We start from the raw sequence: 22,612 nt of genomic DNA on the forward strand, positions 1-22,612 counted from the left end.
TCGTTTATTGGATTTTTTTTCAATTCATGGATAGTTATCTATAACGCCACTGTGTTTTATAACAAAAGCAGCTCCTTGGGCGAGGCAGTCAGCACCTGGGCACCGTCATCTGTGATCAGTACATCGTCCTCAATCCGAACTCCGCCGAAGCTTGGAATATAAATGCCCGGTTCCACGGTAATGACATGTCCTGGTACAAGCACAGATTGGCTCTCACGGGACAGTCGCACCTGCTCATGAATCTCCAAGCCAAAGCCGTGGCCCAATCCGTGACCAAACTGTTCTCCATAGCCATAGGAGGCAATCACATTCCGCCCCAGACTGTCTCCCTCCCGACCGCTCATGCCAGGGCGAAGTCCTGCAATCGTCGTCATATTCGCTTCCAGCACAATAGCATACAGTTCCTCGTGCCGTTCTGATGGATTGCCGACGAATACGGTACGCGTAATATCAGACAGATAACCACGCACATTTGCGCCAAAATCCATCGTGACAAACTCGTTCTGACCAATTTCCTTGTCACTGGCCAGTCCGTGGGGCAGTGCCGAGCGTTCACCTGAAGCAACAATGAACGCAAAACCGCCTGATTCCGCGCCTGCGAGCCGGAGCTGATATTCCAGTTCCGCCGCAATCCGCCGCTCTGTAACTCCAGGCTGAATATAATTCAGCACTTCCGTAAAGGCGGCATCGGTAATGCGCGCAGCTTCACGGATGGTGTGAATCTCTTCTTCGTCCTTCACATCACGCAGCCGTTCAATTACATCTTCCGTGTGCACGTACTCCAACGAGCCCAGTGCGGCTTGAAGCTGTCCCGACTGTTGAAGTGAGACATGCCGACTCTCTAGACCCAGTCTACGAACACCCAATTTACTTGTGAGGTCAGCGATGGTCTGGAAGATTTGTGCCTCATGCCGAATAACTGAATATTCTGCTGCCTGATCTGTTGCCTGCAACATATAGCGGAAATCCGTCACCAACAAAGCCTCTTCCTGCGTAACGAGCGCAATTCCGGCGGAGCCTGTAAATCCGGTCATATATCGTCGATTGGGTCCATGTGTAATAAGTAGTGCATCTATCCCTAGAGCCGGGAATTCCGAGCGTAACCGAGCCAGTCTGCCTGGAACACCCTGTAACCGTTTTGCTGAACCGTTGGGTTTATCCAAAGCTACATCAGCCTCCTTTTTAGCCTTTAATCCCTGTCAGTGTGATGCCTTCAATAAAATAGCGTTGTCCGATAAAAAATATCAGGACGATCGGAGCCAAAATCGTGCTGGATGCCGCCATCAGGTAAGGCCAATTGGTATTGTTCAATCCCCGAAAAGTCGCCAGCCCCAGCGCCAGTGTAAAATGCTTTTCGTCACTCAAATAAATAATCGGGCCCAAAAAGTCGTTCCACACATCAATAAAGGTAAATATCCCGATCACGATCAATGCAGGCGAAGATAAAGGAATAATGACGCGCCATAATACAGTTAGCGGTGTACCTCCATCCATATAAGCGGCTTCGTCCAGATCGCGCGGAATCGTCAGCATAAATTGTCGCATCAGAAAGATGTTGAACGCCCCTCCACCAAACCATGCAGGAACAATCAGCGGCAGAAATGTATTCAGCCCGCCCAGTTCACGCCACATGACGAAAGTAGGTATGAGTGTCACCGCATAAGGCAGCATCATCGATCCGATCAGCAGAGAAAAAATCAGATTACGTCCAGGCCAGCGCAGGCGGGCAAAGGTAAACGCCGACACAATCGAGGTCATCATTACTCCTGCCAGCACACACACCTCAATGATGAACGTATTCAGAAAATACCTGCCGAACGGTACCGAAGTCAGCGCTTCTGGGTAATTGCTCCATTGAAAAGGAGAGGGTATCCACTCTGGCGGGAATACGAAAATTTGCGATGTTCCCATCAGAGAGCTACGAATGAGCCATACAAATGGCAACAGCATTAAAACACTGCCTATCATTAAAACGATATACAGTACGATGCGGCTGATTTGGAATGGTTTGGAACGGGCGGCGGTAGCAGGACTTCGAGAGCGTTCAGGCTGTGGAAGTGGATGTTGCGGTGTGTCTGAAGGTTTGACAGAAGAAGTAACCTGATTCATGAACGTTCCCCCCCTTCATAGTGAACCCACTTTTTGGACGTGGAGAAAATCAGAACAGTTAGGACCATAATGACGAAAAATAAGATCCAGGCCAGCGCTGAGGCGTAGCCGATTTTGGTCTCCGTAAAGGCTGTGCGCCATAGGTAGAACACATAGAACAAGGTTGAATTGTTAGGTCCCCCGTTCGTCATGACATACGCCTGATTGAATGCCTGAAAGGTGCTGATTAAAGACATAACCAGATTGAAGAAGATGGTTGGTGTCATCGAGGGAATCGTAATATGAAAAAATTTGTGAAACCTATTGCCGCCGTCTACCTCAGCTGCTTCATACAGATGGGTGGGAACCGACTGAAGTCCCGCCAAAAAGATAATGACCGTATTCCCGATCCCCCAGGTGCTCATCATGATCAGCGAGGGTATTGCAGTATTCTCGTCATAAATCCATTTGCTCCCCGGCAGGCCAACACTCTCCAGCAGTGAATTCAACAGACCAAAATCAGGATTGAACATCCACAGCCACAGCATCGTGTTGGCAATACTCGGCACAATGGTAGGTAAATAGTAAATCGTGCGGAACACCGACAAACCTTTTACCTTTTGATTTAATAGAAGTGCAATGATAAAAGCTGCCGCCAAGCCTAGAGGTACGCTGCCCAGTGCATAATACGTGGTCACGAACATGGATTGGGAAAAGGTAGTATCCTCGGTCAAAATGGTTCGGTAATTATCCAATCCAATAAAGGTCATCTGTCCACCAATCGTCCAATCGGTCAAGCTGAATACGAACGATGCCACAATCGGTCCAATCGTAAATATCATTAATCCCAGGATGGCAGGCAGCGCGAATAGCAGACCCCAGTTTCGCTCCATGCGCATCATTCCTGATTTCGGTCGCTTCATGGGCCGTTCTCCTTTCGCAGCTGTCCTGCCGCATTATTCATCCGGATACACTCCTTGAAGCAATGGCTGAATAATGGGTTCCAGTTCATCCAGCGCCTGCTGCGGCGTCTTCTTGTTCGTCCAGATTAGATCCAGCCCTGGGGTCAGCTTGGAACCAATATCAGGCCAGTTGCGAAGAGTCGAAGTTGACGGCTTGATCGCATAATCTCTGGCATACTCAATGCCAGCCTGCTGAAATTCCGGTGGATGTGCTGCATTATTCGTCCACGACTGGATGGCCTGCTCGTCGGTATAATATTTTTCTTCGATAGGCATCCACAGACCGGACTTGAACAGATCCACCTTTTCAGGATTGTTATGGTACAAATAAAATTCGAGCGCTTCTTTCGGGTGCTTGGTGCTCTGGAAAATAACTGTGGCCCCCGCAACGATCATCGTTTTGGGCTCTTTAAGCTTCGGTAAAACACCGATACTCCATTGCAGCTGCTTGTTGTTTGAAAAATCGAGCAGGGACCATGTTCCGTCTACCACCATAGCCACCTTTTTAGTCTGGAGCCGAATCGTATTGGACGGCATGTCCTGCTGTTGGATCAAATCAGGAGAAACATGCTCCTTGAAAACCAGATCTTGCAGCTTCTGAAACACCTCTACCGACTCAGGGCGGTTCAGAGTATACTTCTTGCCTGTTTCGTCGGTTAAACCTCCGCCATTGCTTGCTAAGAGCGGCCCCCAGGAGCTGCGGTCGTTGCCAAAGGCAAAGCCGTATTGCACAATATTTTTCGGATCAAATCCGCTGTCTCCCGGATGCTTGCCATTCTGATCCTTGGTCAGCTTTTTGGCAATCTCCAGAAATTCATCCCATGTCCACGCTTTTTCAGGATCAGCCGGAGGAACGGGTACCCCTGCTTCTGTAAACAACTCCTTGTTATAAAATAGCTGCATCACTTCCAAAGCAGTGTAATTACCGATAGACTTGCCGGGTTCGCTGTAAAGATAGGAGGATTTGAGTTTGTTTTTTAATTCGGGATATTCGTCATAATAGGAGGATAAATCTAGGAGTCTACCTTCACTTGCCCATTTCATCGTGAGCGAATCACCCAGGTAGGCGATATCAGGAAGCTGATTGGCAGCCATTAAAGTGTTAATTTTCGTGGTGTAGTCACCAGGAACATGCTCGCCCTTCACCCGAATGTTCGGATGGGATGCATTAAAGCTTTGAATCATCTTTTCCATCGCCTGCTTTTCGTCATTGCTCCCCCAGTACATAAACTTGAGTTCGACCGCATTGGGATTAGCCGGTTCGCCAGCGCTACCACTGCACGCCGTCAGCCCTGTCAGCATCGCCGTCATCACCAGAGCCATCCATGTCCGTAACCTTCGTTTTCGCAAATCAACCGGCCCCTTCCTGAACTGGTTTCTCCTTACAAGCCTATTATGCGCTGAGAGCCCGAAGCCGACCACCTAACGACTCCAGACTCTCTTTGTTTTGGTATGATTTTTTTAACAGCGCGTTTACAAAAATGTTTTGCGGAATTCCGTTGGCGTTAATCCGGTATGCTTTTTAAAGGCAATACTAAAATAGTTCGTATCTGCGAAGCCCACAGCCTCCGCCACCTCTGCTACCTTGCGATTCGGGTCTAACAGCAATTCCCGGGCTCGCTCGAAGCGCACACGCGTCTGGTACTCAGCGAAGCTTTCACCTGTAACCTGCTTAAAACGGGCACTCAAATACTTGGGACTCATATTCATGTACGCTGCAAGACGGTTCAATCCGCCATCCTCCTGAAGGTGCTCACGAATCCATTCCTTGGCCCGTTGGAATTTGCGCGGAATCCCCTTTTCACGCGATTCCCGCACTTGGCGACCCACCCGGACAAAATAGCGTGATACATAATCAATCATCTCAGGTCCGTGCCGCAATCGGGACAGTTCCAATAATGGGTCCTGCTGCTGTATGGAGGTGTGTCCTTCGGATGCATCGCTCTGAACAATACGCATAACGAACAGAACAAGCTGAGTGACGATCATTTTCACCTGATTGACAGGCAAGCCCGCTAATTGTCCAGACCATTCCTGCAAAATCGCATGTACGGCAGCATCATTGCCAGCACGAATTTCTGTAATCATGAGCAGTTCCTTCTCCAGCAAATGACTACTGTTCGGCTCAGCCGCCTGAATGCTCTCGAAGGGGATGATCTGGCTATAGCCCACCCACCCCCGATGCTCCACAGCCTGTACTGCTTCCTCATATGCTTCAGGAAGCTGCTCCATCTGTTGTACGGGACGGCTAATCCCGATGGACATCCCCTGGCTCAATCGTTCCTGCACCGCCTGACGAATCTGCCGGGCCGTCTGCTCCGCTGCCCTGCAAGATGCCGCCGCCAGCAGTACAACACGCCGATCACGGGAAACCGCCGCACCATGCGCCTTCGTACCGGCTGCTGCCGCAGCCTCCCAAGCCAACTCGGCGAATACATGCGTGCTCTTATTGGTGGAACTCTGCGACTCGCTAGGAGCGGATGCTACCTGCTGCGAGGCCTCCTCCAGCTCACAGCACAGCACAGTATAAGGCGGTCTGCTCGTCTCGCCGAAAAATCCCAGCCCGTCCATCTCCTGAACGACCTCGGCTGCGGGGCGCCGCTGCTGGAGCAGATCCAGCAGCAAGTGCTCCCTGTACAATGGCTCCAATGAACGATGACGGTGAATAGCTTCCTCCTCGCTTCTACGCCATTGCGCAATGCGATCCTCAGCCCGTCTCAGAGCCGCTTCAAAGTCTTCGCTTGTCACTGGCTTGAGTAAATAATCAACCGCTTGAAGCGAAACGGCCTGACGAATATACGTCATGGATTCGTACCCTGTCAGGAATAACAGCGGGGTCTGCTGATCCTTTTCCCGAATGGTTTTGGCTATGTCCAGCCCACTCATATCCGGTAAATTAATATCCAGTAAAATCATGTCCGGTCGCCGCTCCATATACAACCGTAATGCCGTTGCGCCGTCCTCCGCCATATCACTGACTTCCACTGACAGGCCACTTTCCGCCACCATCAGCCTCAGTCCTTCCCGAATATGATATTCGTCGTCCACAATCAGCAGCCGGTACATGCCATCCTCCCCTTTCTTATTCGGTTCGAATGGGTGCCAGTAAGGTAACCGAGGTGTACTGACCCAGCTCGGTTGTCACAGACAGACCATATTGGGGACCATAATGCCGAAGACGTTCATGTACATTGCGGAGTCCAAAGCCAATCGCACTCCCCCGCTCGGCATCTAGCGATTTCCGAATATCGTCCAGACGCTCGGCTCCAATACCGCCCCCATCATCACTGACCGTTAAACGCAAAGCATCGCCTTCCCTCGCACCGGATAACATAATATAGCCGCGGTCAGTACGCCCTTTCAAACCGTGGTAAATGGCATTTTCAACGAGTGGCTGGAGAATCAGCTTGGGTACGTAAAACCCGCAAATATCCTCATCGACTTCGCATATCCACTCGAACGAATTCCGAAACCTAAACTGCTGTACCTTTACATAGGCGCTTACATGCTCGACTTCCTGTCCCAAACTGATTTGCTCTCGACCATAACTTAGCGAAATGCGAAAGCATTTACCGAAGGCACCAATCACCTCTGCCATATCCCGCTGCCCATTCGCCAGCGCCATTCCCTTCAGTGACTCCAGTGTGTTGTACAGAAAATGCGGATTAATCTGCGCCTGAAGCGCGCGAAACTCGGCCTGTTTGCGCGACAGCAACGCTTCGTATACTTGCCCGTACAGCTCATGATTTTTTTGCATCATATGAAGAAATCGCTCCCCGATCTGCCCTACCTCATCCTTAGGGTTAAATACAACGGAAGCAGGAGCTTCAGGAGCTTGGGCTGAGGCCGTGATGGTCACACTCCCATCCACTGCCATTAATCGGCTCAATTGAAGCAAGGGGCGACGAATTGTATCACTTAGCCGATAAGACAGCATCCAGCCCAACACCAGTGCAATCAAAAAGGTCCAGATGGTCCAGGCCCCAATTTGTCGCGCATCCTCGAATAACACGGACTGATCGACTTTTTGTAGGAGTGTCCATTGTCCCTCGTTTAACGGTCCGTAGGAAATCATCGTCTGGCGGCCGTTCCATGTTCTCCAGTCCTTCGTAAGCACGGGTCTATCCACAGCAGATTTGGCGATTTGTCGCAATAGCGATGGGTCCGCAATGCTCTGCTCCGGCAATCGGTATACAGGCTCGCCCTCCTGATCGAGCACCCACATCTGGGTATTGCTGTCTGTTTCATGAAAAGCAAGCCCACGAAACAGACTGGCCTTGTTGATTTCCAACAGCAAAAATCCAAGCGGCTCATAATCTCCAGTCGTTTTTCGCAGCAGCTTTCCAACGTAAATACGATCCTCCGCCATCCCGCGCCCTGATTCAAACGGCGGATGAGCCATCCACATCATAGGTTGCTCGGCGAGCAGACGGCGGTAGTACACACGTGCTTCCTTTAATGTAGGAAGGCCGCCAAAACGGACCGAAACATTCCCTTGATAGAGAGAATGCTTGAGTCCGCCATTGGCGGCATAGATGAGCGAGGACGTGATATACGGCTTGGTCTGGGTTTGCGTACGAACGACCATGCTGAGTGTTTCGTCGTTCCGCAAGTATTCATAATCATCTTCCGGCTTGGTCTCCAGTGTGGACTGCACATCAGGATTGCTGAGAATGGCGTTGGTTAGATCATTCAAATCGGAGAGTGTCGCATTAACGTAATTTTCACTCATTTGCCGGGACTGCATTGCCAGTGCTTCTGACTTCTCACCAAGAGAATGGGCCGCAATCCGGTAAAAGGTAAAGGTCAGCACTACCATCGGAATGACGGTCAGTACCAGCGTCAATACGATAAATTTCCCACGGATCGTAGGAATCCCGGCAAACTTTTGACGCCCTCTGCCCCCCATTCATCGGCCTCCCTTACACATAAGCGGGAAGCCATGTCCCGTGCGCTGCAATCAGGTCATCACACAGAGAAACGATATCATCCATGGATAACTCAGCTGAAGTGTGGGGGTCCAGCATAGCGGCGTGATAAATATGTTCTTTTTTCCCCGTAATCGCAGCTTCAATCGTTAATAGTTGGGTGTTGATATTCGTTCGGTTCAGTGCAGCACATTGGGGTGGCAAATCCCCGACAAAGGTCGGCGTAACCCCATTACGATTCACCAGGCAGGGCACCTCCACACAGGCTTCCTTCGGCAAATTGGTAATCAAACCTGTATTCATCACATTACCGCCAATGGCAAAAGGCTGATTGGTTTCAATTGCCTCAAATATATAAGAAGCATATTCGTTCGACCGTTCATGGCGCAGATCCTGATTGCCCAAAAGTTCTTCACGCATCGTCTCCCAGCGTTCAATCTGGCTCACACAGCGGCGCGGATATTCATCCAAAGGAATATTGAACCGTTCAATCAGCTCCGGATATGTCCGTTTGATAAAATACGGATGATACTCTGCGTTATGCTCGGACGATTCCGTAATGTAATAGCCGAATTTCAGCATCATTTCAAAGCGCACCATATCATGATGCTTTTCCTGCTGCTTGGCGGCAGCCCGCTTTTTAATCTCAGGATACAAATCCACCCCCTCCTTGCTCACTTCGAGCAGCCATGCCATATGATTGATACCTGCAATTTTCGCCTTTACCCCTGCCTGCTCCAGTCCAAGACTTTTGAACAACTCCGGTATACACGCCTGTACGCTATGACACAGCCCTACTGTCTGGACACCGCCGTGTACGTTCATTACATTCGTCAACACAGCCATCGGATTTGTATAGTTGAGGAACAGTGCTTCCGGGCATACTTCGCGCACGTCTGCCGCAAAATCGAGCATCACGGGGATCGTTCTTAAATTGCGGAAAATGCCACCAATGCCGACCGTATCGGCAATCGTTTGGCGCAGACCGTATTTTTTGGGAATCTCAAAATCCGTAATCGTACACGGATCATAGCCGCCCACCTGAATGGCATTTACTACATAGGCTGCTCCACGTAGCGCTTCCTTGCGATCAGTGTAAGAGCGGATCACACAGGTACTCCCCGTCGTTTTTTTCAAATTGGATAAAATATTCTCCGAATCCTTCAGCCTAACGGGATCAATATCGAACAATGCCAGTTCAAAGCCCTGCAAAGCAGGTGTCAACATACAATCGCCAAGTACATTTTTAGCAAATACCGTACTGCCTGCACCCAGAAATGTAATCTTGCTCATACTTTGTCCCCCATTCAGCTTTTTGTTCGCGGCTTTGCACCTCATATGAAAGGATACCCATCGCCACTCTCCCCTTTACAGGAAGAAAGTGACGATGGGAAAGATTAGCCATGACTATGCGTTGTTGCCTCCCACTGATTTAGCTGGGCTGATAAGCCGAGGCGGCCAGACAGATGTTACCGGAGATGTCGTAGTTGGCGGAGTTGTTGAAGTCTCCGGGCTAACTGATGTTGCCGGTGAAGCCACGGCTCCTGCCTCCATTACGGTTACCTTGGCTATTGCCTTCAACTCTGTCCCTTCCACTTTGCCCTTCAATTCAAACGAACCTGGAGCAGCATATTGTGCAGGGTCTATATCCTCCCATTCCACAGCTACCCATTTGGTGGAGCCTTCTCCATACGTAGCTTCCACTACGCTTGGCAGTTCAGGTTTTTCACCCACATGAGTGGTTACATTCACCTCTTTTAACGCAGTGATGTCCTCAGTTGCCACCAGACTCTGTGCTGTACCAGAGGCCAGACCTGCCACCTCGTTTGCATTCAAAGCACGGCTGTAGATCCGGAAGTCATCCACCAGACCATTGAAATATGGATCAGGGTACTGGGACTTACCGATAAAATTATTTTTCGTCTGTCCCAGACTGGTTGGATTCAAGGTCAGGTTGGTATTGCGTCCCACTTCTTTCCCATCCACGTACAAAATACCTGTGGAGCCCGAAAGCGTGACCGCAACATGCTTCCATACGCCTGTCGGCAATACAGGGGCATCAATCGTCTGTTCCTGTCCTTGCCCGTTACCCTGATTCGTAATGGCAAATAGCATCCGGTTCCCGGCTTTAGGGGTCAGGAACATATATTCATTGGTCCCGGAGCCGAAGTCAAAAATCCGCACATAATCGCTCAGGCTGTTCGCTTTGACCCAGCCGGATACGGTCAATTGCTGTGCCCGACTGACAATTCCTGCCGGAAGCTGCACATAGCTGTCCTTGCCGTTCAGGCTGACAGCATTGCCTGTTTTACCCGCAACCCATGCCACGGTCCCCTTAACGTTAGCATCATTGCCGCTATCTGATGAATCTACAGCAAGAGCACCGCTTGTTTCGTCAAACTTGTAAACGGCAAGCCGTTCAGGTAGCGGTGCCGCCGGTTCAGCGATCACAGTTACTTTAGCCTCTCCTGATAACTGGGAATCGCTGGCTGTCAGCTTGAAGATATACGTTCCTGGCTCGGAAACATCCACCTTCGTACGTATTGATGTCTTGTTGCTGAATGTGACCTTCGCATTCTGTGGTCCTTCAACCAGACTCCACTCGCTTGTCACTTTTCCTTGCGGAAGCCCATCATCTGTAGTTGTACCTTTCAGAATAATCTGATCTGGCAGCTTCACCTTGGAATCTTTGCCTGCATCAACGACAGGTGCTTTGTTGGGATCTGGTGTGGTTGGTGTCAGCTCTACCGTATAGGAGGATGCTGTACCAATTTCCAATTTAAGCTTATTGGTTGGTGCATACGCATTAAACTTGCCTTGCGATTGTCCCCCCACTTTAACCAGGTACGTTCCTTTCTTTAAACCATCAAATGTAACGTACGTAGAATGAGCTTGGCCCGGCGTTTGATTTTTCAATTGAAGCCATACATTATCCTTGGATGTTGCCAGCTTGGCTTCAGTATACTGATCCTTTTCCAGCTCGATATACAGCTTTTCCGTGATCAAATTGACCCGTTTGAACAAACCGTCCAGCGGCTTGATCGTATACACGTTACCGCTTTTGCTCACCTCTGCACCGTAGCCCGTCAATCCGAATATCGGATCAACCGCGATATCCGCGCTTAAGGTTTTAAGTGCACCGAACAATCCAAGGTCAGCCTCACCGCTCATGCCGCGCCAGCCGTTAAAGAGCGGGACGTTTTTACCGCCGCCGGTGCCGTTTGTTCCGTTATTGCCTTTTTCCGCTTGATACGTCCATGCGACCGCCCCGATGTTCTCAGGGTCCGAGCTGATTTGCCCGGAGTTAATCGCTCCGACATTGGCAATTTTGGCAGCATAGGACAGCCGTTGTTGCTCCTCGCGATGATTGTCCTCATGATGACGAATCCAGTCATCCATCGCATATCCCGCAAGTGAAGTCGTGTACTGGAAGTTAAACCAGTTCTCCCCGGTAATCGTCACCGGATCGGTATAGTAGTACCATACAGGCATATGACCGCGTGACGCACGAGTTTTGGCATTAATTTTCCCCATCATTTCCAGGGCTTTACTTTGCTCGCCCTCTGTATCTATATTCTGCTTGGCTAACGTATATACAGCCTCTTCGCCTGTATTGTCGTAGCTATATTCAGAACCGTAAGGATACTTTGTATTTTTAAAATTGTTATATTTGCGATCCATTTTTTCCTTGAGATCATTCGCTTCATCATCGTAGCCCTCATCATGAAGGGCCTGAATAATATCCGGTGTGGTCAGCTCACCCATCAAACCTGTTTCCCAGTTGTACGCAACGGGTCCTTCATATAATGCTTTGAAAATGTTATAGGCTCGCAGCAAATAGGTTTCCTTCGGATGCTTGTAAGTGACGAGATCCGGGTATTCCTTGGCAATCTTATACATACTGAAATACGTGTTGTATACATGCGGGTAGGCATATCCCCGGTAGGTCGGTGTATCATTTGGCTCCGGCATCAGGAAATCATGAATTAAATAGTCCTCATGATGTCCATTCATCAGATTCGTCCAGATTGCCGTCTCCAAATAATCGTCCACAGCCCGCACCTCTTTGGCGACTGGAGAGAGTGTGTTTTTCTCAGCCAGGAACTGTCCGTGGGTCAGACCCCAATCGTCCCCCCAGCCCCAATAGCCGTTGAAAATGTTGCGTTTGGATTTGGTATGCATCATCCAATCGTCAAATACCTTATCGCGCAAATCACCTGGCACGTTCCACTGGGTTTTGTCTACCATAAAGGTAGCGTGCCGTTGTAGCGCCTGATCAATCGGCTCGATGGCATAGAATTGCAAAACCGTTTTGCTGCCATTGCCGTATTCCACCGTAATGAAATTCGGGCCCAGCTTAGTAAATTTCAGTTCATAAATGTGGTGTCCTCCGGCCTTGCTATCCGTCTGCGGAATAACGGTTCCGTCTGGATAGGTCACCTTGTTGATCGTTTGCTTGGTACGCAGATCCACCTTCGCCTTTTGATTCGTAGGCACAATCATGCCTGGTACGACCGTAGTATCCACCAAGTTTTCTTGATACAACGTATCTTTTACATCATGCTCGTCCTTCACCGCCAGAAACTTGAAGCCATAGTTTTTGCTTTGACCGGGATTCAGGATCAGGCTTGTGTTGGGTAAATATCCACGGTTGGTGGACTTGATGACATTGGAATGAATATAAAATACATTCAATCCCTCCAGCCATTTGCCTTCGTTGGCCGGATTCCAGGCCCACTTGCTGCCCGGATGCTCCTCATCTCGCCAATGATCTTGATATTCAAAGCCTGCTCCTGTTGTGGAATCAGGAATCAGTAGCAGCGAAGAACCAATGCCGCTCGGACGCCCAGCTGTAATATAGGAGCCGTTATTGCCGACAAAGGAATGCGTCACGACTCTCGTTTCGTAAATCGCATCACCATAGGTCCACTGCTCATTAAAAGGTAAAGGCAATCCAAAATCGCCAATCTCTAATTTTTTGCCACTCGTATTCTGTACCTGTATGTTCCACAGCACCGAACCATTCGACTCCGCCGAATAGGTTTCAATGACCTTAAAATTACGTATGCCTTCTGCATTATTTGAGTTCTCGTACGTGACCGTAACACGGTTGCCGCTGGTCGTAATCTTACGTGCGTCTGCCGACTTATTTGTCCATGCCTTCGTCCAGCTACCTTCATCCAGTCGGTACGTGAACATTAGCTCCCCTAGCCACTGATGATCTCCCGTGTTCTGCTCAGGTGTCACCGATGCGTTCATGACATATTCAGTCGGAAACGCATCTCCTTTAATACGAATAGATGAAATCTCGCCATGCTCGCCTGTCTGAATCGTCAGCTTGTCATTGGATAGCTCATGAGCCTCTGCCGTATGCGCCCCAAACAACACAGACGCTGTGGTTAAAAACAAAAACGCCGCCAATATTCCCTTAAATTTCATCAACACGGCCTCCTTTTTGATCTCGGGGTCCTGATTTGCTTGCCAATCACCTGAAGTCTCTTCATTTCGCCGCAACCTCCTTGGAAATGTAAGCGCTACAACTCTATTGTACAAAGCCTTGTCCATTGGTAAAATCAACATTTTCAACCGATTTATATAGGATTTCAACCTAATTGTGTCGTGGGATGAGTTACGACGAAGGAAGTGAGCGCGCGCGTGCAGATTGTGCTTCCGCTCGCTGTTGCAACGAAATTTTTTTAAGAAATTTATATTGAGCTGCTATAGTGGGGAATAAAGTTATATATTCAATAACAATTTAGAGTAAACGCAAACCTAATTAAAACCGCCCATCCAATAATGGATGGGCGGTTTTTTTACATACTACTTTCCTGCTCCTTGATCACCTGCTCAATCCCCAACAAAATCAGCTTCAATCCGAACTCAAATGCTCTATCGGTTCCCATCAGTTCGAACAGCCCATTTTTGAACATCCGCCGGAATAGTCCTACTTCTGTCTCACTCATGGAATCCAGAAGGTGAACCATCTCTTCACCCGGAAGTGCTCCCTTGTCCTTATCCTTAAGGAGCGCGGAGACATTACGTTCATGCTGATAATCGTCCAGGACGAAGTAGGAGACATAGTTCACAAGCGTTGTAACCACTTGCATTTTCTGCTCTTGCTCAAGCGGCGCAGACTCCACGCAAAGCAGCATACGGTTGGTGAACCGAATGATGTCCGGTTCGTGGGGCAGCGTCATCATCATGAGCTGCGTGGAGCAGGGGTACCGATACAGTACACTCCGCATCGTTACCGCCAGCTCCCTCAGTTGCTCCTTCCAGTCCCCCTCGGAATGAAACTCCTCCAGAATCGTTTTCGATACCTGGTTGGCCAGACGCTGATAGAGATTCTGCTTGCTTTTGAAGTACCAATATAGAGAGGGAGCCTGAATCCCCAGCCGATCGGCCAATCGTCTCAAGCTGAATTTCTCGATACCATCCTCCCCTAGAAGCTCCCACGAAGCTTCTAAGATCTTATCTTCCGAAATCTGAGGTTGCTGCTTTTTCATCGGTTATCCGCCCTTTAATCTAACAGTGTAAGTTTATTCTTTACAGATTTATTAATTCATGATAACATCTAACACTGTAAGGTTCAATCTAACGGTGTTAGATTAGGCCAAATAAATAAAGAAAGCAGTGACTCGTATGGATGCAAAAAACCTCCATTACTTTGAAAAAGCACCGATCGCTAAAGCCGTAGCTCACTTCGCTGTACCGATGATGCTAGGTACGTCAATGAGTGTCATCTATTCCATCTTAAATGCCTATTTCCTTGGCACTCTCCACAATACCGCCATGTTAACCGCACTCGCACTAACCTTGCCGTTATTCGCGGCCATTATGGCGATAGGAAACCTGGTTGGCATCGGCAGCGGTGCATTTATCTCCCGATTGCTGGGAGAGAAAAAGTATGCTGATGTAAAGAATGTGTCTTCATTCGCCTTTTACAGCAGTTTAGTTCTCGGTCTTATCTTGATGGCCCTTGGTCTCCCGTTGATCGATTCACTCGTTCAGGGTCTGGGGGCGACACCTGACTCCTTCGGCTTCACGAAGGACTATGTCACGATTATGCTTATAGGTTCGCCATTCGTCGTATTATTCTTCACACTGGAGAATATCGTGCGCTCGGAGGGTGCTGCAATTACGTCGATGATCGGTATGATACTCAGTGTTGTCGTGAATATTATTCTCGATGCGCTGGTCATCTTCGTTTTCCATTGGGGCGTGATCGGCGTTGCGTCAGCTACGGTTATTTCTAATGTGGTTGCGAGTATATTCTACGCCTTCCATATGGGATATAAGAGTCAATTTTTAACCATCTCCATAAAATGGTTCAAGGCTACCAAGGATATTCTGAGCAATGTATTCAAAATCGGAGTTCCCGTGTTTATTATGAGTCTCTTTATGGGTGCAATGTCACTCGTCTTTAACCATTTTCTTGTCGAGTATGGGGATCAGGCCATAGCGGCTTACGGAATTTCCTCCCGTTTATTACAATTTCCTGAGTTTATTTTGATGGGCTTATGCGAGGGTGTTGTACCATTGATTGCCTTTAGTTTTACAGCGAATAAATTACGAATGAAACAAACCATTGGATTTACAATCAAAGCGATTTTGGCCTTGGCAGTCGTGTTTGGCATCATCGTCTATCTGATTTCCGACCATTTAATTGGTTTATTTACCAATGACCCGCAATTAATTGTAATGGGTAGCTACATTCTGCATGTGACCTTCTTATCCTTGTTCATTACGGGGATGACCACGTTGTTTACGGGGATTTTCCAAGCAACGGCGCAGGGAACCGCTGCGTTTATTATGTCCATCATACAGGGAATTACTCTGATCCCCGTGCTATACATTGCCAATCGAATGAGTGGCTTCCACGGGGTGGTCTGGTCGCTCGTCATTGCGGATGCCGTCGCGTTCCTTGTTGGAGCTATTATGCTGTATGTGCTGCGGAACAGATTGCAGCCAGAGCTGGATCATTTAGTACAGTAGAAAACATATAACATGCAAGAAGGCAGGATAAGGACATTAACCGATCCTGTCTTTTTAGATTCCGCCGCTACTTAGCGTGGTAGATAAAAAAGCCCTGAATATCAATCATCCATTTTTAATTTTTTGTAGGCTAATGGTGTCATGTTCATCGCTTTTCTGAATCTTTCTATAAAATAGCTGGTACTGTTAAATCCAACCTTATAGGCAACTTCTGTAACGTTAGATTCTGCTTGTTGCAATAAGACTAAGCTTTTTTGAATCCGATAATCCATTACATAATTCAACGGAGTTACCTTTAAAATTCGTTTGAAATATCGGCAACACTCCGAACGACTCAATTGACCAGCTTTTGCAATATCATCTAATGTGACTTTTTCAGAATAATGTATATAGATCCAATTTAGCATTTGTTTGATCCGCTGACTCTTTACCATTTCCACCTGGTCGTATTCTAATGGAAAGCCATTCATGACTAGGTTTTTCCAAATTAATGTTAAATACATCGTAATATCGATTTCATAGTATGGAGATTTTTGTTGAATACATTGATTAATCTTCAACATGGCATCTACGATGTTTTTCCCCCAAAGCTCGTCCGAATTTATATGTACATAAGGTAAATTAGTCGCTTGAATATAAGGGGCTACATAGGGTGTGTAAAGCTCTTGGGATAAAATGAAATGAGGAGAAACATTTAAACAGACATAGACGCAACCCGATTGATTCTGATCTTCCGCCATATGTAGGCAGCCACTATTTATAAATAACCCATCACCTTGTCGTACGATTCGTTTATCCTCATTTATTTGGAAGATCGCCTCCCCTTTTACAACCAGAACAAATTGAATTTCATCATGCCAATGCAGTGGTATATATCCATGTATATTTTGGTTAATCGTTGTTTCATAACATGCAACCGGTAGTACGACCGTCCGATGCTCGGTTAGTTCTTTTAGGTTTTGGCCAATTATGAAATCTTTTATTTGCAAATCATCACGACCTCAATATATTTATATTTTAACATCAAATTCAGGTATAATTTAAAATTTTTTTCACCTATTATAACACTATTATTATATTTCAAGGTGGAGAGCATTCATGGATAAATCAGCTAGAAAAACAGGATTATTTCTTGTTATCACAGGAGCTATATTTTGGGGGATCAGTGGGACCGTTGCAAAAAAACTTTTTCAACAAATCGATGTAAATTGGCTTGTAACAACACGTTTGCTCATTGCTGGTGTTTTACTCTTGGCCCTTCAATTTTTAATAAAAGACCGTACACAAATATGGGGTGTGTGGAAAAATAGAAGGACTGCTTTCCAACTCGTTGTCTACGGTTTGGTTGGTATGCTGTCAGTTCAATATACGTATATGGCATCGATCCAACGAGGTAATGCTGCTGTTGCGACACTATTGCAGTATTTAGCGCCTATAATGATTATCATTTATTTAATTCTGCGAAAGCACACTGTCTTCACACGAAAGGATTTATCAGCGATTTTGCTGGCTTTAGTGGGTTGTTTCTTCTTGTTAACAAACGGCTCCATTTCTCAGCTATCCGTTCCGACGATCGCAATCGTTTGGGGGATCTTATCAGCAATAGCCCTAGCTTTTTATACCCTATACGCAATACCTCTTCTAAAGCAATACGATTCCCTAGTTATTGTGGGTTGGGCGATGGTTATCGGCGGTTTTGGATTAAGCTTGATTCATCCACCTTGGCAGATAGACTTTCAAAGCTTGTCACTAGAAACCATTTTATATCTAGCGTTCGTGATCATATTCGGCACAATGATCGCATTTTGGTTCTATATAGAAAGCTTACAGAGTCTTTCACCAAAAGAAACAAGCTTTCTAAGTAGTCTGGAACCTCTAGCTGCTGTTCTAACAACTGTGTTTTGGTTAAAAGAGCCTTTTGGTTTTTTTCAATGGGTAGGTGTAATATGTATCATCGGACTGATATTGTTATTGGCATTCAATAAAAAACCTTCTTCAAATAACCAATCAAAAGAAGATATCCCGCTCTCAGAGTAAGCTAAGCTTATGGAGAGGCATTAGGATAAAGCTGCTCCTTAATGGAGAAAACGGCAGCCGTTTTTATGGCTGCCGTTTCATTATATTTATGAATCTACTGTTTGAGGTGTTGAGCTCGTTAGATAATACATCGAACGTTAATTATTATTTTGAGGTGGTTGCTTAATCATAAAAGGCACATTTTCTACTCCAACCATTCGTACATACGTAAATAATTGACCTTTATGGTGAATCTCATGGTCTTTCGCCATGGATAGCCAGAAGCTCCCAGTGCCGAGAAAGTTCCTAAATTCAATCTCCTTTTCTAGCTGTTGAGCATTTAATTCCTTCAATTCTCGGATTGTTTCCTCCGTCAATTGATCGACGATGTTGCGTACATCGGCTATTGTGTGATATTGATCTATTTTTGTCGGTGGAGTGAAGGTACCATTTTTTACGGTATCCACGAACATTTTCATAGAACTGGCTATATGAACGATTAGGGAACCCATAGGCATCGCATTGTCCCAGGGTTTAAAGTCAATATGTTCATCAGGTATCACTTCAACCAATTCTTGCAACACCAATCTGTGCCTTAGCCATTCCTGAAGATATTGAGCTACTACAGACATGCTACCAGCCTCCAAAATTTAGTAGTTTTCTAAGGTAATAATTCTATACTTGCAACCAATTACCTTCTTTTATGAAAAGGATACAGATGAAAAAGGAACGATTTGTCATCCAATAGGCGTTCCATCAGGTAGTTTAATATCTGGTTTCAATAAAACCACGTCCCCACTCTCGGGAATACCTCCAAGGACTAATACCTCTGAATTAAAGCCTGCTATCCGCCGAGGAGGAAAGTTGACTACAGCTATGATTTGTTCTCCTATAATCTCTTCCGCCACATATCTTTTTGTAATTTGTGCACTCGATTTTTTCATTCCAATATCTTGTCCAAAATCGATTTCAAGTTTAATAGCAGGTACTTTGGCTTCTGCAAAAAACTCAGCGTTAATTATGGTTCCAACCCGAACATCGAGTTTCAAAAAATCATCAATCGTTGCCATGTAAGTATTCTCCTCATCCATTATTTTCTTAAATTTCACGATAAACCACAGACAATTTTAATATTTTACAACCGCAAACTTTAGCGATTTTGCCCAAAAATACATCCCCATACCAAACAAAGTCATGATTCCACCTATGAATTGAAATGCAGACATGATTTCTCCCAAGAATAAGTAGGCGAGAAGGATGGCGAGAACAGGCTCTCCAATAATACCCACTGACACCGTAGTTGCCCCCATTGACTTCAACAGCAGATTAAAAATATATTGACCAAAAATAGTTGGAATTACTGCAAGTAATAAGAAATACGTCCAATCCGACGAGTCATATTCGATCAAGGAATAATGATTCACCAAATTGTAGACTAGCAGGACACTGCCGCCAAGAAAAAAGACAATCACACTATAAAAATTTGCACTTATTTTGTGGCTTACCTTCTGTCCTGCTATCATATAAGCCGAAACCAAGATTGTTCCTAATAGGGATAACCCATCTCCGATTAATGCCCCTTTCGAAGTCCCTATGTCTCCCCAAGCTATAATGATTGAACCGATAAGAGCAGCGATCAAGCAAAAAATAGTGAATAGGTTTACTCGTTCTCTGAACATAAAGTATGAACCAATCATTACGAATAAAGGCTGCAAGGATAAGATGACCATGGAGCTCGCAACTGAGGTATATACCAAAGATTCCATCCAGAATAAGAAATGTAACCCGAGAAAAAGACCAGCCAAGAAAACGGTACCCCAATCTTTTTTGGTCATATCTGAGGTACGGAGCATTTTCCAGGGTACAAAAGGAAGCATTATTATGACTGACATATACAATCTATACATTCCAGCCACGGAGGTTGGAGTATCTGAGGATTTTATCATGATGGAAGAGATGGAAACCGACAAAATACTGATGAACAGCAATAAATATGGATGTAAGGGTAGAGACGTTTTATTTATTTTCATAATGATCCTCTCAGATGTGTTTGACCAATTCTCTGTGCACAGAAAAATTGAATAATAAACTGAACTGAGTATAATAATATCACCGCTTTTATTTATTTTGTGTAAGTATATCTTTCATTTATATAGGAATATCGTCATAAGAAAGGAATCTTTCTTCAATGGAAAAACAACTGCACGAGACCATTCTCTATCCCGATGTTTCATTTCCATACATCATGTACACCCATTCGGTTCATGAAAGTATTCCTAAAGGTAGAGGATTTAACGATCTACATTGGCATGAAGAACTACAGATCACTTTGGTTACAAGGGGAAAGCTAGTGATACAAGTGAACGGGATTGATCATGAATTAGACACAGGTCAAGCCATTTTAATTAATAAGGGTGTTCTTCACGTATCTACACAGCTTTCACATCACGGTCAATATGTCAGCTTTAATTTTCCGGAGAAGCTGCTTGCCTTTTATGCAGATAGTGCGATGGAAAAAAATTATGTACTGCCTTATACAAACTCTTCCTTACTGTCACTTGTAATTAAAGGAGATGCTGAATGGCAAATTCAAATACTACAAATGCTGTGGGATATGAAACAGAAGTTTGATATGAAAAAAAGTTGGGGGTGGGAATATGAAGTAGCCATCAAAACAGCACAATTATGGTTCATCTTAATATCTAATATTTCGCTTTCTTCTGAGGAAGCACCTAAATACATGAAGCTGCAACAGGAAAGACTTCAACTGATGCTTAGCTTTATTCATCAAAACTACTCCAACAACATAACCCTGCAAGAAATTGCTGCTGTAGCACATTTAAGTGTTTCAGAGTGCACTCGTAGTTTTAAGAGGACCATTCATATGACACCTTACGACTACTTGATTAAATACCGCATCAAGAAAAGCAGTGAATTACTAACCTCAACCCAATATACCATCACTGAAATAGCCCACAGAGCGGGCTTCAATCACGTAAATCACTTCATTCAGTCGTTTAAAAAACATTATAATAAAACACCTAAAGAATTCCGCAAATTTAGAAATGAATTCATGAATTAAGAAATGAAGTAGCCGATATTAGATCTATTGGTATACCCTGCAACTGCAAAAAGAGAGAATTTTATGTGAATGGGCTACATTATACCGTTAGATCCGCAATCGACAAAGCCCCTGTGAATCATCACGGGAGCTTTATTGTGCATGTAATACCTTTTTACCTGTAACGTTTAGGATTATCTGTCTGACCAAGAATAAAGTCGATACTCACCTTGTGGAAATCCGCCAATTTGATCAAGACAACACTTGGGACGTCCAGATTCCCATTTTCATATCGGGAATACGTTGTTTGTGAGATTTGTAAGAAGTCGGCCATACTCTGTTGTGTTAAGTCTTTGTCCTCACGTAAATCGCGAATTCTCTTATACATTGCTCATCACCCAAGCAAAGTTTACGACATGCGAGAACTGCATATTGATTTTTATGCATTTTTCGCATTAAAATCACTTGTCTTCAACTTATATAAGCTATCAGTATCCATAAGGATTCGTTTTATTAAATTTATTATTCCTCACCAAAGCATATAAGAGAATATTGAAATAAGGCTCTGTGATCATCATAGAGCTTTATTTTGCATGCTATTCTTTTTTTCCTGCATAACGTTCAGGATTATCTGTCTGACCAAGAATAAAATCGATACTCACCTTGTGGAAATCCGCCAATTTGATTAAGACAACACTTGGAACGTCCAAGGTCCCATTTTCATATCGAGAGTAGGTCGTTTGTGAGATATGTAAAAAGTCTGCCATGCTCTGTTGTGTTAAGTCTTTGTCCTCACGTAAATCGCGAATTCTCTTATACATTGCTCATCACCCAAGCAAAGTTTACTTCATGCGAAAACTGCATATTGATTTTTATGCGTTTTTCGCATAAAGTTTATTTGAAGAGTACAACAAGTTGAATAAAAACGAAGTGGGTGGAATGGTGCTGTACAAGCGATAGCGTTCGCCTTTGTGCTCGGGTTTCAACCTTCTTAGCTTGATTAAGAAATCCGGGCACAACAGTGATGGGAAGCACATCCGACCGCGTAGTGGCGCTGTATGTACATCTTAAGCTCAACTTAATAAATAATCAGTATTCATAGGAGGCATGATGAAGATGATTTTGGAGGATATGTATTATGGAAAATGGCGTCCCAGTGAACAAGTAAAGTCAACCGACCCTGAATCTCAAAAAGTGAATCAAAAAATTAGCGACCTTATGGAAATGTTAAAAAATGAGTTACCAGCAGTCGATTTTGAGCAAATTGAAGTCATGTTTGATTTATTAAGCGAGTCAACTTCCCTGCACTCCGCAGCAGCGTTCATCCACGGTTATCGGACGGGGGCATTAACGATGATTGAAGTATTCAGCAGTGAGAAAGAATGAGCTGCTGGTCATAAACGATAAGGAAAATGATTGAGAAAAGAGTGCTTTATCAGCTTAAACAAGCCCAGTTTGCAGTACGCCCTGCAACTACAAAAAAGGGAGATGGCGCTTTGCCATCTCCCTTTCTCTTATTCCTACTCACACTTCCTGCTTAAAAACATATTACATACCAGGTG

At 45.6% G+C, this 22,612-nt stretch carries 19 protein-coding genes; 4 read left to right on the forward strand and 15 right to left on the reverse strand.

Annotated features, from left to right (window positions below; genetic code table 11):
* Window positions 1-56 precede the first annotated feature (56 nt).
* The 9 genes from ACXHJ1_RS01625 to ACXHJ1_RS01665 form a co-directional block, all read right to left on the reverse strand.
* The gene (locus ACXHJ1_RS01625; RefSeq protein WP_107734116.1) at window positions 57-1,163 is read right to left on the reverse strand and encodes a M24 family metallopeptidase; all 1,107 of its coding nucleotides are present in this window, start codon (window positions 1,161-1,163) and stop codon (window positions 57-59) included.
* Window positions 1,164-1,182: 19 nt separating this feature from the next.
* Window positions 1,183-2,109: a carbohydrate ABC transporter permease gene (locus tag ACXHJ1_RS01630; protein ID WP_016821430.1), complete on the reverse strand. Its 927-nt coding sequence runs from the start codon at window positions 2,107-2,109 to the stop codon at window positions 1,183-1,185.
* Window positions 2,106-3,011 (reverse strand): carbohydrate ABC transporter permease, encoded by a 906-nt coding sequence (locus tag ACXHJ1_RS01635; RefSeq protein ID WP_107734117.1) that lies wholly within the window; start codon window positions 3,009-3,011, stop codon window positions 2,106-2,108. The genes ACXHJ1_RS01630 and ACXHJ1_RS01635 overlap by 4 nt, the downstream gene beginning before the upstream one ends.
* Window positions 3,012-3,044: 33 nt before the next feature.
* Window positions 3,045-4,400: an ABC transporter substrate-binding protein gene (locus tag ACXHJ1_RS01640; protein ID WP_231124954.1), complete on the reverse strand. Its 1,356-nt coding sequence runs from the start codon at window positions 4,398-4,400 to the stop codon at window positions 3,045-3,047.
* A gap of 123 nt (window positions 4,401-4,523) precedes the next feature.
* On the reverse strand, window positions 4,524-6,116 hold the full coding sequence (locus ACXHJ1_RS01645; RefSeq protein ID WP_457905478.1) for a response regulator: 1,593 nt from the start codon (window positions 6,114-6,116) through the stop codon (window positions 4,524-4,526).
* Window positions 6,117-6,132: 16 nt separating this feature from the next.
* Window positions 6,133-7,959 (reverse strand): sensor histidine kinase, encoded by a 1,827-nt coding sequence (locus tag ACXHJ1_RS01650; protein ID WP_457905479.1) that lies wholly within the window; start codon window positions 7,957-7,959, stop codon window positions 6,133-6,135.
* A 13-nt stretch (window positions 7,960-7,972) separates the two neighbouring features.
* Window positions 7,973-9,271 (reverse strand): alpha-galactosidase, encoded by a 1,299-nt coding sequence (gene melA / locus ACXHJ1_RS01655; RefSeq protein WP_457905480.1) that lies wholly within the window; start codon window positions 9,269-9,271, stop codon window positions 7,973-7,975.
* 114 nt (window positions 9,272-9,385) lie between these two features.
* On the reverse strand, window positions 9,386-13,417 hold the full coding sequence (locus tag ACXHJ1_RS01660; RefSeq protein ID WP_457905481.1) for a DUF5695 domain-containing protein: 4,032 nt from the start codon (window positions 13,415-13,417) through the stop codon (window positions 9,386-9,388).
* 374 nt (window positions 13,418-13,791) lie between these two features.
* Window positions 13,792-14,484, reverse strand: coding sequence for a TetR/AcrR family transcriptional regulator (locus tag ACXHJ1_RS01665; protein WP_016821438.1), 693 nt, complete (start codon window positions 14,482-14,484; stop codon window positions 13,792-13,794).
* Between the two features lie 136 nt (window positions 14,485-14,620).
* On the opposite strand from ACXHJ1_RS01665, the gene ACXHJ1_RS01670 reads away from it, so the two are divergent.
* Window positions 14,621-15,973, forward strand: coding sequence for an MATE family efflux transporter (locus ACXHJ1_RS01670; RefSeq protein WP_457905482.1), 1,353 nt, complete (start codon window positions 14,621-14,623; stop codon window positions 15,971-15,973).
* A gap of 101 nt (window positions 15,974-16,074) precedes the next feature.
* Here ACXHJ1_RS01670 and ACXHJ1_RS01675 read toward each other — a convergent pair whose 3' ends face one another.
* A complete protein-coding gene (locus ACXHJ1_RS01675) occupies window positions 16,075-16,962 on the reverse strand; it encodes an AraC family transcriptional regulator (RefSeq protein ID WP_457905483.1) in 888 nt (295 codons plus the stop codon).
* Window positions 16,963-17,071: 109 nt separating this feature from the next.
* Between ACXHJ1_RS01675 and ACXHJ1_RS01680 the strand changes: the two genes are divergently transcribed.
* Entirely contained in the window at window positions 17,072-18,010 is a 939-nt protein-coding gene (locus tag ACXHJ1_RS01680; protein WP_126666065.1) for an EamA family transporter, read from the forward strand.
* Window positions 18,011-18,147: 137 nt separating this feature from the next.
* Here ACXHJ1_RS01680 and ACXHJ1_RS01685 read toward each other — a convergent pair whose 3' ends face one another.
* The 3 genes from ACXHJ1_RS01685 to ACXHJ1_RS01695 form a co-directional block, all read right to left on the reverse strand.
* A complete protein-coding gene (locus ACXHJ1_RS01685; RefSeq protein ID WP_126666064.1) occupies window positions 18,148-18,621 on the reverse strand; it encodes a DinB family protein in 474 nt (157 codons plus the stop codon).
* Between the two features lie 105 nt (window positions 18,622-18,726).
* Window positions 18,727-19,059, reverse strand: a complete 333-nt coding sequence (gene csaA / locus ACXHJ1_RS01690) for a chaperone CsaA (protein WP_457905484.1) — start codon at window positions 19,057-19,059, stop codon at window positions 18,727-18,729.
* A gap of 57 nt (window positions 19,060-19,116) precedes the next feature.
* Window positions 19,117-20,019, reverse strand: a complete 903-nt coding sequence (locus ACXHJ1_RS01695; protein ID WP_457905485.1) for a DMT family transporter — start codon at window positions 20,017-20,019, stop codon at window positions 19,117-19,119.
* 158 nt (window positions 20,020-20,177) lie between these two features.
* Between ACXHJ1_RS01695 and ACXHJ1_RS01700 the strand changes: the two genes are divergently transcribed.
* The gene (locus ACXHJ1_RS01700; protein WP_457905486.1) at window positions 20,178-21,071 is read left to right on the forward strand and encodes an AraC family transcriptional regulator; all 894 of its coding nucleotides are present in this window, start codon (window positions 20,178-20,180) and stop codon (window positions 21,069-21,071) included.
* A gap of 154 nt (window positions 21,072-21,225) precedes the next feature.
* Here the strand turns inward: ACXHJ1_RS01700 and ACXHJ1_RS01705 are convergent, their stop codons facing one another.
* Entirely contained in the window at window positions 21,226-21,438 is a 213-nt protein-coding gene (locus tag ACXHJ1_RS01705; protein ID WP_457905487.1) for a helix-turn-helix domain-containing protein, read from the reverse strand.
* 208 nt (window positions 21,439-21,646) lie between these two features.
* Window positions 21,647-21,871 carry a helix-turn-helix domain-containing protein gene (locus tag ACXHJ1_RS01710; protein ID WP_457905488.1) on the reverse strand — a complete coding sequence of 75 codons (225 nt, stop codon included), beginning with the start codon at window positions 21,869-21,871 and terminating at the stop codon, window positions 21,647-21,649.
* Between the two features lie 295 nt (window positions 21,872-22,166).
* Between ACXHJ1_RS01710 and ACXHJ1_RS01715 the strand changes: the two genes are divergently transcribed.
* Window positions 22,167-22,436 (forward strand): DUF6809 family protein, encoded by a 270-nt coding sequence (locus tag ACXHJ1_RS01715; protein WP_016821452.1) that lies wholly within the window; start codon window positions 22,167-22,169, stop codon window positions 22,434-22,436.
* Window positions 22,437-22,612 lie beyond the last annotated feature (176 nt).

It is taken from the genome of Paenibacillus sp. ALE2 (genome assembly GCF_054113385.1).